The sequence below is a fragment of the Thermaerobacillus caldiproteolyticus genome, assembly GCF_013761245.1.
Lineage (GTDB): Bacteria > Bacillota > Bacilli > Bacillales > Anoxybacillaceae > Thermaerobacillus > Thermaerobacillus caldiproteolyticus.
The window spans coordinates 100886-115097 of sequence record NZ_JACDUT010000002.1; the positions used below are offsets into that span (position 1 = coordinate 100886).

Here is a 14212-nt window from a genome sequence, read left to right on the forward strand (position 1 = left end):
TTTCACCTCGTCTCTTCTTTTCGCTCCTTCGCGCGAAGCTGCCCGCATGCTGCATCAATGTCGTGTCCTTGTTCGCGGCGAATCGTAACATTAATCCCATGCTTTTTTAACGCGCGCTCAAACGCAAAAATTTGCTCGCGCGGTGTTCGCACATAATTTCGTTCCGGTACGTAGTTGACTGGAATTAAGTTTACGTGGCATTTTAATCCTTTAATAAGTTCCGCCAATTGTTCGGCGTGTTCAATTTGATCGTTCACCCCGCCGAATAAACCGTATTCAAACGTCACGCGGCGACCGGTTTTTTCGATGTAATAACGCACTGCTTCCATTAATTTTGGCAGCGGATACGCCTTATTAATCGGCATGAGCTTCGTCCGCAATTCCGTCGTTGGTGCATGTAAAGAAATAGCAAAATTAATTTGCATTCCTTCATCGGCAAATTGATAAATTTTTGGAATGATGCCGCTTGTCGATACAGTAATATGGCGTGCACCAATGTTGAGCCCTTTTTTGTGATTGACAATTTTTAAAAACTTGATGAGTTCATCGTAATTATCGAATGGCTCGCCAATTCCCATGACGACAATGCTGCTTACCCGTTCTCCTTGTTCGTCAAGAGCTTTTTGCACTTTGACGACTTGAGCGGCAATTTCCCCTGCTTCTAAATGACGCTTCAAACCGCCAAGGGTGGAAGCGCAAAACGTACACCCGATGCGACAGCCAACTTGGGTCGTTACGCAAATCGAGTTCCCGTAATCATGTCTCATTAAGACCGTTTCGATCGAGTAGCCATCATGAAGCTCAAATAAAAACTTCATCGTGCCGTCTTGCGATGTTTGTTGAACAAGTGTTTTTAATGTTGTGATGACAAAATGGTCATCGAGTTTTTCGCGCAATGCTTTTGGGAGATTCGTCATATCAGAAAAGGAGCTTACCCGCTTTTGGTACAGCCACTCATATACTTGTGTAGCGCGGAATGGCTTTTCTCCTTGTTCAACCATCCACGCCTGCAATTCTTCCAACGTCAGCGAATAAATGGATGGATTGCGAGTAGCTGTTTCTCGTTTGTTTCGTGTGATGATGTCTGTTTTTTCCAATGAAGTTACACCTTCTTTCGTAATGATGCGATAAAAAATCCGTCTGAGCCGAAGTAATGAGGAAGTAAATGCAGTTGCCCATCGTGAACATATGGCTGCACTTTTTTCGGCAATCGCTCTTTCAATGTTTCATCGAGGATAAATTCAGGATGTTGTTGTAAAAATTGTCTGATCACCGCTCCGTTTTCTTCCTCATCAACCGTGCATGTGCTATACACAAGTGTGCCGCCTTTTTTCAGCAATGGGGCCACCGCACGTAAAATTTCGAACTGTAATGTCGCTAACGCTGGAATATCCGCTTCTGTTTTAGCGTATTTAATATCCGGTTTGCGCCGAACGACGCCAAATCCTGAGCATGGCGCATCAACTAAAATTTTATCAAACGTTTCTTCCGCAAAATAATCGGCAACGCGGCGGCTATCCAGCACATGTGTGACGATATTCGTGAGCTGAAGGCGTTTGGCTTGCTCCTCAATTAATTTAACTTTATGTTCATGAATGTCTAATGACACGACTCGTCCGGTATTGTTCATCAGTTCGGCAATATGGGTCGATTTTCCACCCGGTGCCGCGCAGCTATCAAGAACTTGTTCATGTTCATGAACGCCAAGCGCTCTGGCAACAAGCATTGAGCTTTCATCTTGAATGGTGATAAGCCCTTTTTGAAACACTTGGGTATGCGCCAAATTCCCTTTTTTTGCTTGAATCGCTTCTTCGACGATTTCTCCGCGCGCGACTTCGACACCTTCTTGTTCAAGCGTATGAATCACTTGTTCCACTGTCGTTCGCACTGTATTGACCCGCGCTGTTTGCTTCGGCGCATGCAAGTTCGTTTCACACATTTTCTTCGTTTCTTCGATGCCGTATTGGTTGACCCAACGCTTGACGAGCCAATATGGATGGCTTGTCGCCACCGCTAATCGTTCAATGTCATCGACAATCGTGTCTAACGAAGGGACGCCCTCGCGTTGAATGGCGCGAAGCACACCGTTGACCATTGAAGCAATTCCCTGATGACCACGCTTTTTCGCAATCTCGACGGCTTCAAAAATAGCGGCGCGATCAGGAATGCGATCAAGATAGATCATTTGATACAGTGACAGACGAAGCAACACCTTTACCCATGTTTGCAGTTTACGCGCTTTTTTTATAAATGGCCGCAGATAATAATCAAGCGTGTCGCGCCGTTGGATCGTTCCATAGACGATTTCCGTCAACAAACCAACGTCTTTTTTCGGAAGTCGATACGTTTGAATCATGTTATTTAACAATAAATTGCTGTAGGCCTCTTTTTCTTCCACCGCTAAAAGCGTCTCTAATGCTACTTCTCGTACGTTTTTAGTTCTCATTTTCGTCTCCTAGCTTCATTCCAATTGTGACATGAGCACCCGCACCACGCAAAAATTGTGCGGCATTCATTCGTTTTTTGCCTGCTGGTTGCAGTTCAGTAATTTTAATCGCCGTTTCATTTCCGGTTGCGACGACAATACCATCATTAACGATTTCGATAATCGTTCCCGGAGCAGCTTTTTTCACCGCAGGAACTTTTTCTCCCCACCAAATTTTCCATACTTGTCTTTCAAACGTTGTATAGGCAACCGGCCAAGGATTTAACCCGCGAATATGGTTATAAATGTCCTCACCGGTCTTTGTCCAATCAATTTTTTCTTGTTCTCGCTTGATATTGTAGGCAAACGTTGCCTCTTCTTCGTTTTGCTTGACCGGTGTCAGCTTTCCGGCAAGCAAAAGCGGAATCGTCTCTGATAACAGTTTTGCCCCAGCAGCGCTTAATTTATCATGAAGCGTGCCGACCGTATCTGTTTCCGTAATCGGTACCTCTATTTGTGTTAAAATGTCTCCTGCATCAAGCTTTTCAACCATGTACATAATGGTAATCCCTGTTTTTGTTTTTCCTTGTAAAATCGCATAGTGAATCGGAGCACCGCCGCGCAATTCAGGCAATAAAGAGGCATGAACATTAATGCAGCCATATTTAGGAGCCTCGAGCAATTCCTTCGGCAAAATTTGTCCAAAGGCCGCAGTGACAATTAAATCTGGTTGCAGCGCCAGCACTTGTTCATATTGCTCTTTTTCACGGATTTTTGTCGGCTGCAATACAGGAATTCCATGTTTTTCCGCTTCCACTTTTACCGGCGGCAGAGTTAACTCCTTTTTTCTTCCTTTTGGCTTATCCGGCTGTGTCACAACGCCGACCACTTCATAGCCATCTTCAATAAGTTTCCTTAACACCGGGACCGCAAAATCCGGTGTGCCCATAAACACGATTCTTGTCATTTGTACATCATCTACCCTTCTAATTCTTCCCGTTCATAATAGCGAATGACTTTTGATGTAAACAATACTCCGTGCAAATGATCGATTTCATGTTGTAATGCACGCGCTAAAAAGCCGGTCGCTTCGAGCGTATACGTACGGCCGCGCCGATCTTGCGCCCGCACTTTAACATAATCGGCACGTTTTACTTCACCAAATAACCCCGGAAAGCTTAAACATCCTTCCGGTCCAATTTGTTCCCCGCGCGCTTCAAGAATCACGGGATTTATGAGCTCAATACGCCCATGCTCATCGCCGACATCCACGATAGCAATTTGTTTGGCGATGCCTACTTGCGGTGCTGCTAAGCCGACACCGTCCGCATCTAACATCGTATCGTACATGTCATTAAGCAGCTTCACAAGACGTCGGTCAAATTCTGTTACTATTTCGCAAACCGTTTCTAAAATTTCAGCTGGATATGTTACGATTTCCAGTTTAGCCAAATCAATTCCTCCCATTTACATCATCATATATGGATTCGTATCAACGGTGATAAACAATTCTCCTTGGGAGATTTCTTGCTGGTAGCGGTCAACAACTGTTTTTAACACACGGGTAAAGTTTGGTTCCCGCTTGTATTTTATCATGCATTGATAGCGATATCTATCATGGAGACGAGCAATCGGCGAAGCAACAGGCCCAAGAATGATCGCTTCTTTTGATAAATGGGCGCGCAAATACGCAGCAATTTTTTCCGTCACGGCAACCGCCTTCGTGATTTCGGAATGGGAAACAGTGATTAATGTTAAGTAATAGAACGGCGGATAACCATGTAGTTTGCGAATTGCCATTTCTTTTTGATAAAACATGTCATAATCATGCTTCGCTGCCAGCTCAATGCTGTAATGCTCCGGAGTGTACGTTTGAATGACAACTTCTCCCGGCAGCTTATGCCGCCCTGCGCGCCCGCTCACTTGCGTCAATAGCTGGAACGTTTTTTCCGAAGAGCGAAAATCAGGAAGGTGTAACATCGTATCTGCCGCTAATACGCCGACAAGAGTGACCTTTGGAAAATCTAGCCCTTTGGCAATCATTTGAGTTCCCAATAATATATCTGCCTTCCCTTCACCAAACGCTTCCAGCAGCCGCTCATGGGCTCCTTTTCGGCTCGTCGTATCAACGTCCATGCGGATGACCCGCGCTTCAGGAAGCAGTTTGTTCAGCTCTTCTTCCACTTTTTGTGTGCCCGTGCCGAAAAAACGAATATGTTCGCTCGCGCACGAAGGGCAACGATACGTAAGCGGTTCCTCATGCCCGCAGTAATGGCATTTTAATCGCTGCTGTACGCGGTGATAAGTGAGCGAAATGTCACAATGCGGACAGCGAATGACATGCCCGCAATCGCGGCACATGACAAACGTCGAGTAACCGCGCCGATTTAAAAATAATACCGATTGTTCGCCTTTGGTAAGGCGATCTTGCAGTTTTTCAAATAAAATGCGCGAAAACATTGAACGGTTACCGCTCCGCAGTTCCTCGCGCATGTCGACGATGTTGACCGTCGGCAAACCGTTTTCGCTCATTCTCTTTTTCAATGTCAACAGTTGATAGATTCCTTTTTTCGCTCGAGCAAATGACTCAAGTGAAGGAGTGGCGCTGCCAAGGACAACCGGACATTGATGAAAACGGGCGCGGTAAATCGCGACGTCGCGGGCATGATAACGCGGATTTTCCTCTTGCTTGTAACTAGCTTCATGTTCCTCGTCAATAATAATCATGCCAAGATTTTCGAAGGGAGCAAAAATCGCCGAACGCGCGCCGACGACAAGTTTGACCTCCTTGCGATGAATTTTTCGCCATTCATCGTATTTCTCTCCGACAGATAGACCGCTATGAAGAACCGCCACTTGCGAGCCGAACCGCCCTTTAAACCGCTCAACCATTTGCGGCGTCAATGAAATTTCCGGCACAAGCACAATCGCTTCTTTCCCTTGGCGCAACACTTCCTCAATTGCCTGCATATATATTTCCGTTTTCCCGCTTCCGGTCACACCGTATAGCAAAAATACTTCATGTTTGCTCGCCCGCACGCTTTCTACAATTGGAGCGAGCGCCTGTTTTTGTTCATCGGTGAGCGGAAGCGGTTCTGTCTTTACAAACTCGCGATGCTCATAAGGATCGCGATAGATTTCCACTTCGCGCTCACTAAGAATTCCTTTTTGGATGAGCGCTTTAACGGAAGCATGAGAAGCGCCGCTTTGTTCTAATAATTCTTTTAGTGGCATACCATCCTTCGCTGAAAGAAGAAGCGTTAATAGCTGTTTTTGCTTTATCGCGTTGGCTGGAAGCGCCTCGATCGCTTCATGAATCTGCTCTTTTGAAACTGCTATATCAATGTATTTGATGGTTTTTTTCGCGGCTTTTTCTTTGACGCGATACACAACCTCTAAATAGCCCTTCTGAATTTCTTTTTGCAAAAGCGGAACAACGTTTGTATGTTCTACGTCTTTCCAAGAAATGACGGAACGATCGGCAAAGAGCGACTGAATCGTTTCATGCAAACAGGCGCGATCCTCTTCGTGAACGAGATGGATTTCTTTTTCGTACTTCGCTTTCATCGCCGCCGGCAACATCGCTTGATAGGCAGAAATTGCAAAACAAAGCGTCGTTTCCGTTAAATACTGTCCTAAACCTAGCAACTCTTCGTTCAATACTGGAGTGACATCCAGTATCGCTTCAATCGGTTTTAACGTTTTTACCTCGGAATGTGACTTAATGTTAACGACAAAACCTTGCAATAGTCGCGCGCCGAACGGAACCGTCACACGCATACCAACCTGTAATACATCTTCCCATTTTTCCGGTATTACATAATCAAATGGTCGGTCCGTTTGCCGCGCTGGAACATCGACAATTACCGCTGCTATTTTCATTGAATCGCCTCGATATATTGATGGATTTCTTTTAAAATCTCTTCCGCTACTTTCTTTTTCGGTAAAAGCGGAAGCGATGTAACAGACCCGTCTCGTTTGAAAATCGTTACAATATTTGTATTGCCGGCAAATCCAGCTCCCTCTTCGCTAACGTTATTAGCGACAATCATATCTAAATGTTTGCTTTCTAATTTCTCTCGGGCATACTCTTCGACGTGCTCTGTTTCTGCTGCAAAGCCAACTAATAGTTGCTTCGTTTTTTGTTCCCCAAGCACTTTTAAAATATCGATCGTCCGCTCCATTTCAATGACGTAATCTCCCGGCTGCTTTTTTATTTTTTGTGTAAATACGTGTTTCGGACGATAATCAGCAACAGCAGCTGATTTAATGACAATATCGACCGTCGGAAATACTTTCATGACTTCTTCGTACATTTCCTGTGCTGATTCCACACGAATCGTTTTCACATTAGGGGGAGACGGTAAACAGGTTGGCCCGGAAATGAGGGTGACTTCCGCACCAAACTCCGCTGCCGCTTCGGCAATCGCATACCCCATTTTCCCGGTCGAACGATTCGTAAAAAAGCGAACCGGATCTAACTTTTCCCGCGTCGGTCCTGCGGTGACAAGCACCTTTTTTCCTTGTAACAACGGCGTAGCAGAAGAAAAATATTCTTCGATACATTCTATGATTTTTTCCGGCTCTTCTAACCGTCCTTTTCCTACATATCCGCATGCTAAGTATCCTTCTGACGGCTCAATAAACCGGTAGCCGAAACGAAACAACTTTTCAATATTTTCCTTCACAACTGGATGTTCGTACATATGGACATTCATGGCCGGCGCAATCCACACAGGTGCTTTTGTTGCCAGCAATGTTGTCGTAATCATGTTATCAGCAATGCCATGGGCTAGCTTCCCAATCGTATTGGCCGTCGCCGGAGCAACAATGACAAGATCCGCCCAATCGGCTGCATCAATATGGGCAATAACTGCCGGATTCTTTTCTTCGAATGTATCAACATATACTTCGTTTCGTGATAACGCTTGAAAGGTTAATGGGGTGACAAATTGACATGCTGCTTCGCTCATCATCACTTTGACATTGGCTCCCCGCTGCTTTAATTGGCTTGTTAACGCCGCTGCCTTATAGGCGGCAATTCCACCTGTCACACATAATAAAATATTTTTTCCATTTATCATTTCACACAGCTCCCCTATGGTCTGTCACTATTGTAAAAAAATAACAACCTAACGGTTAGGTTGTTATTTTTCTTCTTCTGCTAATTCGATATGACCTGCGGCAATTTCCTCTAACGCTTTTCCAACAAATTTTTTTGATACAGGATTTTCAATCGTCAAATCTTCCTTTTCTTGCAATTGACGTGCCCGTTTAGCAGCAACAGTCACAAGCGTGTATTTCGAATCCAATTTTTCCATTAGTAAATCGATGGAAGGATACAGCATACTTCATTCAACCTCCAGCATTTTTTTATAACGTTGCGCGACGCGTTCGCGCTTGCAATGCTCCGCAGTGACAATCGCTTTAATGCGCTCACACGCCAATTCAACTTTGTCATTTTCAACAACATAGTCGTACGCATCCATCATTTCGAGCTCTTCTCTTGCCGCTTTCATTCGGTTGTTAATTAACTCTTCTGACTCAGTTCCCCTTGTGACAATCCGTTTTTTCAACTCGCTTAAGCTCGGTGGCGCAAGAAAAATAAACAGTCCTTCTGGAAACGCTTTGCGCACTTGTAAGGCGCCTTGCACTTCGATTTCTAAGAATACGTCTTTTCCTTCTTGAAGCGTTTTTTCGACGTAATCAATCGGCGTACCATAATAGTTGCCGACATATTCAGCCCATTCGAGCAATTTATTTTCACGAATCATTTGTTCAAATTCTTCGCGTGTTTTAAAGAAATAGTCGACACCATCGACTTCGCCTTCGCGCGGTTTTCTTGTTGTCACAGAAATCGAGTAATGTAAGTTAATATCTGGCTGCGAAAATAATGCTTTCCGCACCGTTCCTTTTCCAACACCAGATGGTCCCGATAAAACAATTAATAATCCTCTTTCACACATAAACGTCTAAACCCTACCCTTCCTCCGATAAATCATCACGTTCATATAGACGGTGTGCGACCGTTTCCGGCTGCACGGAAGACAATATAACATGATCGCTATCCATTATAATGACCGCACGCGTTCTTCTTCCATGGGTCGCATCGACTAGTTTTCCGCTCTCTCTTGCGTCTTGAATAATTCGTTTAATCGGAGCGGAATCAGGATTGACAATCGAGATAATACGGGCGGCTGAAACCATATTTCCATAGCCGATATTCACTAATTTAATACCCATGAAAGAAATCCTCCTACCATAAAATTGTTGCCGCAACTTGACGGTTATAAACAGTTACTCTATATTTTGCACTTGCTCTTTTACTTTTTCAAGTGCGCTTTTCATCTCTACCACTTGTGCAGCGATGCGGCTATCGTTCGCTTTCGAACCGATCGTATTGATCTCGCGATTTAGCTCTTGCACTAAAAAGTCAAGCTTGCGTCCAATCGGTTCGGTCTTATGTAATGTGTCCACAAACTGCTCCAAATGACTATCAATTCGTTTTAATTCTTCATTAATATCCGCTTTTTCCGCGAAAATAGCCACTTCCGTCAAAATGCGTGTCTCATCAACCGCCCCTTGCACAAGTTCATCGATTCGCTTCATTAGCCGCTCGCGATATTGTTCTGTCACTTCAGGAGCCCACGTACGAATATTGCGCACACATTGTGTCATCATCGCAAGCTGCTCATGAATATCATTCAATAGCGCTTGTCCTTCCTGACGGCGCATCTCTGTTAACTGTTGAGCCGCTTCTTCAGCAGCTGCAATGACCAATTGTTCAATCTCTTCATTTCCCGTCTCTTCTTCAATCACTTCGGTCGCTCCTTCAAGCTGGAACAGTTGCCCAAGCGTAATACGATCTTGCAGAGAAAAACGCTCATTCGCTTCCTGCAAGCGCTCATAGTATTCATCAATTAATTGCCAATCAACTTGTAATTTTCTTTTTATTAATCCTTCTCCTTCGACATTGACAAAAACTTCGACTCTGCCTCTTTTCACGTACTGTAAAATCACTTTTTTTATTTTATCCTCAAAGACGAGCCATTGTCTAGGGATCCGAACAGAAATTTCGCAAAAACGATGATTGACCGATTTCATTTCTACCGTTACATTCATATGTTCATTCGCTTTTTTGCTTCGTCCAAAGCCTGTCATGCTGTAAACCATATTATCACACCCAATTATATTAACATCCAAAAAGAAAAGGTCATAGAGTGGTCCTCTATCACCTTGATTATTATATCATATTTTTTCATCATTTTCTTGTAAAAAACGAACCGGCAAATAAAAATGTCGGTAATGCCGCTAATCCCACGATTAATACCCAATCAAGCAGGATAATCGGAACCGTATGGAAAATCCCTTGTAGCGGCGGATAATAAATAACGACAAGTAGCAACAAGACGGATAGTAACACAGCTCCAACGAGATACAGATTGCCAAAAGGATTACGGTCAAAAATCGAACGTTCACAGCGGCAATCAAAAACATGAATTAATTGAGCCATCACTAACGTCGCGAACGCAACCGTTTGAGCATATACAAGATTATTTTCGCCTCGCTCATAAACAGTCATAAACGCCGCGAGCGTCACGATTCCAATGATGAACCCACGGCTCACAATTTTCCAACCAAGCCCGCGGGCAAATACTCCTTCCTTCGGATGGCGGGGCTTCCGTTTCATCACATTTTCTTCCGCTTGATCAAGCCCTAACGCCATCGCTGGAAGCCCATCAGTGACAAGGTTGACCCATAAAATTTGAATCGGCACAAGAGGTAACGGCAATGCGAGAAGCATCGCAAACAACATCACTAAAATTTCCCCGACGTTGGAAGCAAGCAAGTAACGAATAAATTTGCGAATGTTTTCGTAAATGTTTCTTCCTTCTTGAATCGCGGCTTGAATGGTGGCAAAGTTGTCGTCTAACAGTATAAGCGAGGCCGCTTCTTTGGCAACATCAGTACCCGACTGCCCCATCGCGACTCCAATATCTGCCGCCTTAATCGCCGGCGCGTCGTTCACGCCATCACCGGTCATCGCCACGATATGTCCCCTTCTTTGGAACGCTTTGACAATTTTCAATTTATGTTCCGGCGATACGCGAGCAAACACATAAATATCATCAACGACTTGCTCTAACTCATCAATGGAAAGCCGCGCCAAGGTTTGACCGTCCATCACTTTTCCGCTGTTCGGCAAAACCCCTAATTGCCGTGCAATCGCCTTGGCGGTTAACACATGGTCACCGGTAACCATCACCGTTTTAATTCCCGCTTCTTTACATTGTTGTACCGCTTTTTTGACTTCGGGACGCGGCGGGTCGATCATCCCTTGAATGCCCAAGAAAATTAATTCCTTTTCCGCTTCTTTTTCCGATGCAATTCGTTCATGGGCTCGCAATGGACGATAAGCAATCGCAATGGTGCGAAGCGCTTGATTCGCCATTGTGTGAATGACGTCTTGTACCGTTTTTCTCCAAGCCATTGTCATCATTTGCTCTCGACCGTTCCACCATATATGCCCGCTCACTTGCAACAACACATCAGGAGCGCCTTTTGTCACAATAAACCGTCTGCCCGCTCCGTCTTTAACGATGACGGTCATCATTTTTCGCTCGGAATCAAATGGGAATTCCTGTTCAATGATAAATTCGCTCTCTACTCTCTCTTTTGTCAGCCCTGCTTTCATCGCCGCAACAAGCAGCGCGCCTTCCGTTGGATCCCCCTCAATGTAACGACGCTTCCCCTTTTCCTTTATTTGTGAATTGTTACAAACTGCCCCAAATGTTAGCAACTGCTGTAATGAGGTTTCTTTTTTGGTATCAATAGTGCGGCCGTTTTCATAAAACTGTCCTGCCAGTTCAAGCCCCGTCCCGCTGACCGTCCAGTTTCTTCCGCTCGCCCATATGTGCGTGACGGTCATCATATTTTCTGTCATCGTACCCGTTTTATCGGAACAAATGACAGATGCACACCCTAGCGTTTCGACCGCTGGTAATTTACGAACGATCGCGTTTTTCTTAATCATTCGCTGTACACCCAGCGCGAGAGCAATCGTCACAATTGCCGGTAATCCTTCTGGAATCGCCGCGACCGCTAATGAAACGCCAGCTAAAAACATTTCATAAATATCGTGCCCTTGAATGACACCAATTCCTACAACAAGAACGGTCAAAAGCAGCGCAACAACAATTAAAATCTTACCTAATTGCTCTAGTTTCCGTTGCAGCGGAGTCATAACCGTATCCGCTTCTTGGAGAAGGTTCGCAATTTGTCCCATCGCTGTTTTCATTCCCGTCGCGATAACAATGCCGACGCCACTTCCCCTTGTCACTAATGTCCCCATAAACGCCATATTATGTAAATCACCGATAGCTGCATGCTCATTCGCAAGCGGAACGGCTGATTTGGCCGTCGGAACTGATTCTCCTGTTAATGCCGATTCCTCAATTTCTAATCCTTTTGCATCGATTAAGCGAACGTCCGCGCCGATGCGGTCACCGCTCGAAAATTTCACAACATCCCCGACGACAAGCTCTTGCGAACGGACCTTTACCCACTCTCCATCACGCAATACCATCGCCTGCGGTGCCGATAATTGTTTGAGCGCCTCTAGCGATTTCTCAGCACGTCGCTCTTGGAAAAAACCTAAAAATGCGTTCATAATGACAATGACAATAATGGCAATTGCATCGACATACTCACCAAGCAGCCCAGAAATCACCGTGGCAATCAATAACACAAGCACCATAAAATCTTTAAACTGACCTAAAAATAATCGAAGCGCAGACTGCTTTTTCGCCTCTTTTAACTCATTATAGCCAAACCGTTTTAGTCTCTTTTTCGCTTCATCGGTCGTTAAACCTTTGGCGATATTCGTATTCGTTTCCTTTGCTACATCATTTGATGTAAGCATATGCCATTGCATTCACTTCATCCCTCCCTCTTCGCTTTTCTATGAAAGCTTATTCAGACATGTCCAAAAAAATGATATGATATTCAATGAAACAAAAAGATAAGGAAAGGTGTTTTCCATGTCATTTGACGGAGTGTTTACCTATGCTATGACAAAAGAACTAAAAGAAGCGCTAGAAGGAGGGCGCATTACAAAAATTCATCAACCGTTTAAACATGAGCTCATATTGCAAATTCGCTCGCATGGGCAAAACCATAAATTGCTGTTATCGGCGCATCCAAGCTATGCGCGCGTTCATCTTACGAAAGAAACGTATGACAATCCAGCCGAACCGCCGATGTTTTGCATGCTTCTTCGCAAACATTTAGAAGGAAGCATCATTGAATCCATTCATCAAGTTGATTTTGACCGCATTATTATTATCGAAGCCAAAGGGCGAAATGAAATCGGCGATGTGCACACAAAGCAACTTATTATCGAAATTATGGGACGGCACAGCAATGTCATTTTAGTCGAAAAAGAAACGAATACAATTATTGACAGCATGAAACATCTCTCTCCTGCCGTCAACCGTTATCGAACCGTCTTGCCGGGACATCCGTACGTCGCACCACCGACTCACGGAAAAATCAATCCGTTAGAAGCAACGGAAGAGATGATCATCAAAAAATTAGATTTTCACGCTGGAAAATTAGCAGAACAACTCGTGGCGACGTTTGCCGGCATTTCCCCCCTCCTTGCAAAAGAAGCAGTATTTCGCGCGGGACTGGCGAACCGAACGACACTACCAAAAAGCTTTGTCGCGTTAATGGAAGACGTGCGGATGAATCGGTTTGCTCCATGCATTTACACGAATCACGAAAAAGAATGGTTTTACGTGCTGCCGCTTACGCACATAAAGGGAGAAACGAAACGATTTGGCACGCTCAGCGACATGCTCGACCGCTTTTATTTTGGAAAAGCAGAACGTAATCGCGTCAAACAGCAAGCACATGACCTAGAGCGGTTCGTCATCAACGAAAAAGCGAAAAACGAAAAAAAGTTAAACAAGTTGGAACAAACATTGCAAGAGGCAAAAAATGCAGAGCAATATCGGCTTTACGGGGAATTATTGACAGCGAACTTATATGCAATGAAGCGCGGCCTGCAAGAAATCGAAGTCATCAACTATTATGACGAACAAGGTCGTACAATCACGATTCCGCTTGATCCGCAAAAGTCGCCGTCTGACAATGCCCAACATTACTTTCAAAAATATCAAAAAGCGAAAAATTCGCTTCATATTGTGCAAGAGCAAATTGAGCGCACAAAGCAAGAGATTGATTATTTTGAAACGCTTCTCCAACAACTCGAATCCGCTGCTCCGAAAGATATTGAGGAAATTCGCGAGGAGTTAATCGAACAAGGATATTTGCGGGCACGGCCGACAAAACACATGAAAAAACAAAAACAAAGAAAAATTGAACTTGAACGCTATGTTTCAAGCGATGGAACAGAAATTCTTGTCGGCAAAAACAATAAGCAAAACGACTATTTAACAACAAAGCTAGCACATAAAGATGACATCTGGCTGCACACGAAAGACATCCCGGGTTCGCACGTCGTCATTCGCAGCAAAAACCCGTCGGAACAAACGATTATCGAAGCCGCCCACCTTGCTGCCTACTTTAGTAAAGCGCGACAGTCCAGCTCCGTTCCTGTTGACTACACGCGCATCCGCTACGTCAAAAAACCGAGCGGCGCCAAACCGGGCTATGTCATTTACGAAAACCAACAAACAATCTATGTCACACCGGATGAAGATTTGGTGATTAAGATGAAAAAACAATAATACAACAATACCTCCCCATTCCTTTTTGGGAGGT

General features: G+C 44.5%; 12 protein-coding genes. 1 reads left to right on the forward strand and 11 read right to left on the reverse strand.

Annotation, left to right across the window (positions count from 1 at the left end; genetic code table 11):
* Positions 1–2: 2 nt before the first annotated feature.
* The 11 genes from rlmN to HNR31_RS04035 form a co-directional block, all read right to left on the reverse strand.
* Positions 3–1001, reverse strand: coding sequence for a 23S rRNA (adenine(2503)-C(2))-methyltransferase RlmN (gene rlmN / locus HNR31_RS03985; protein ID WP_233414467.1), 999 nt, complete (start codon positions 999–1001; stop codon positions 3–5).
* Positions 1002–1102: 101 nt separating this feature from the next.
* Positions 1103–2446 carry a 16S rRNA (cytosine(967)-C(5))-methyltransferase RsmB gene (gene rsmB / locus HNR31_RS03990; protein WP_181554977.1) on the reverse strand — a complete coding sequence of 448 codons (1344 nt, stop codon included), beginning with the start codon at positions 2444–2446 and terminating at the stop codon, positions 1103–1105.
* Positions 2436–3392, reverse strand: a complete 957-nt coding sequence (fmt, locus tag HNR31_RS03995; RefSeq protein WP_181554978.1) for a methionyl-tRNA formyltransferase — start codon at positions 3390–3392, stop codon at positions 2436–2438. Before fmt ends, rsmB begins: the two co-directional genes overlap by 11 nt.
* A gap of 11 nt (positions 3393–3403) precedes the next feature.
* Complete coding sequence (gene def, locus HNR31_RS04000) at positions 3404–3877, reverse strand: peptide deformylase (RefSeq protein ID WP_181554979.1); 474 nt, start codon at positions 3875–3877, stop codon at positions 3404–3406.
* 15 nt (positions 3878–3892) lie between these two features.
* Positions 3893–6307, reverse strand: coding sequence for a primosomal protein N' (priA, locus tag HNR31_RS04005; protein WP_181554980.1), 2415 nt, complete (start codon positions 6305–6307; stop codon positions 3893–3895).
* Complete coding sequence (coaBC, locus tag HNR31_RS04010; protein ID WP_181554981.1) at positions 6304–7509, reverse strand: bifunctional phosphopantothenoylcysteine decarboxylase/phosphopantothenate--cysteine ligase CoaBC; 1206 nt, start codon at positions 7507–7509, stop codon at positions 6304–6306. The genes priA and coaBC overlap by 4 nt, the downstream gene beginning before the upstream one ends.
* A gap of 63 nt (positions 7510–7572) precedes the next feature.
* Positions 7573–7773, reverse strand: a complete 201-nt coding sequence (rpoZ, locus tag HNR31_RS04015) for a DNA-directed RNA polymerase subunit omega (protein WP_181554982.1) — start codon at positions 7771–7773, stop codon at positions 7573–7575.
* 3 nt (positions 7774–7776) lie between these two features.
* Complete coding sequence (gene gmk / locus HNR31_RS04020) at positions 7777–8391, reverse strand: guanylate kinase (RefSeq protein WP_181554983.1); 615 nt, start codon at positions 8389–8391, stop codon at positions 7777–7779.
* A 13-nt stretch (positions 8392–8404) separates the two neighbouring features.
* Positions 8405–8668: an extracellular matrix/biofilm regulator RemA gene (gene remA / locus HNR31_RS04025; protein WP_181554984.1), complete on the reverse strand. Its 264-nt coding sequence runs from the start codon at positions 8666–8668 to the stop codon at positions 8405–8407.
* 54 nt (positions 8669–8722) lie between these two features.
* The gene (locus tag HNR31_RS04030) at positions 8723–9598 is read right to left on the reverse strand and encodes a YicC/YloC family endoribonuclease (protein ID WP_181554985.1); all 876 of its coding nucleotides are present in this window, start codon (positions 9596–9598) and stop codon (positions 8723–8725) included.
* 88 nt (positions 9599–9686) lie between these two features.
* The gene (locus HNR31_RS04035; protein ID WP_181554986.1) at positions 9687–12359 is read right to left on the reverse strand and encodes a cation-translocating P-type ATPase; all 2673 of its coding nucleotides are present in this window, start codon (positions 12357–12359) and stop codon (positions 9687–9689) included.
* A gap of 106 nt (positions 12360–12465) precedes the next feature.
* Between HNR31_RS04035 and HNR31_RS04040 the strand changes: the two genes are divergently transcribed.
* On the forward strand, positions 12466–14178 hold the full coding sequence (locus HNR31_RS04040) for an Rqc2 family fibronectin-binding protein (RefSeq protein ID WP_181554987.1): 1713 nt from the start codon (positions 12466–12468) through the stop codon (positions 14176–14178).
* The last annotated feature ends 34 nt before the right edge of the window (positions 14179–14212 follow it).

Excerpts from the sequence above, each read along its gene's own strand:
- rpoZ (WP_181554982.1), bottom strand. The coding sequence starts at position 7,773 with ATGCTGTATCCTTCCATCGATTTACTAATGGAAAAATTGGATTCGAAA.
- HNR31_RS04040 (WP_181554987.1), top strand. The coding sequence starts at position 12,466 with ATGTCATTTGACGGAGTGTTTACCTATGCTATGACAAAAGAACTAAAA.
- coaBC (WP_181554981.1), bottom strand. The coding sequence starts at position 7,509 with ATGATAAATGGAAAAAATATTTTATTATGTGTGACAGGTGGAATTGCC.
- rsmB (WP_181554977.1), bottom strand. The coding sequence starts at position 2,446 with ATGAGAACTAAAAACGTACGAGAAGTAGCATTAGAGACGCTTTTAGCG.
- remA (WP_181554984.1), bottom strand. The coding sequence starts at position 8,668 with ATGGGTATTAAATTAGTGAATATCGGCTATGGAAATATGGTTTCAGCC.
- priA (WP_181554980.1), bottom strand. The coding sequence starts at position 6,307 with ATGAAAATAGCAGCGGTAATTGTCGATGTTCCAGCGCGGCAAACGGAC.
- HNR31_RS04035 (WP_181554986.1), bottom strand. The coding sequence starts at position 12,359 with ATGCAATGGCATATGCTTACATCAAATGATGTAGCAAAGGAAACGAAT.
- gmk (WP_181554983.1), bottom strand. The coding sequence starts at position 8,391 with ATGTGTGAAAGAGGATTATTAATTGTTTTATCGGGACCATCTGGTGTT.
- rlmN (WP_233414467.1), bottom strand. The coding sequence starts at position 1,001 with ATGGTTGAACAAGGAGAAAAGCCATTCCGCGCTACACAAGTATATGAG.
- HNR31_RS04030 (WP_181554985.1), bottom strand. The coding sequence starts at position 9,598 with ATGGTTTACAGCATGACAGGCTTTGGACGAAGCAAAAAAGCGAATGAA.
- fmt (WP_181554978.1), bottom strand. The coding sequence starts at position 3,392 with ATGACAAGAATCGTGTTTATGGGCACACCGGATTTTGCGGTCCCGGTG.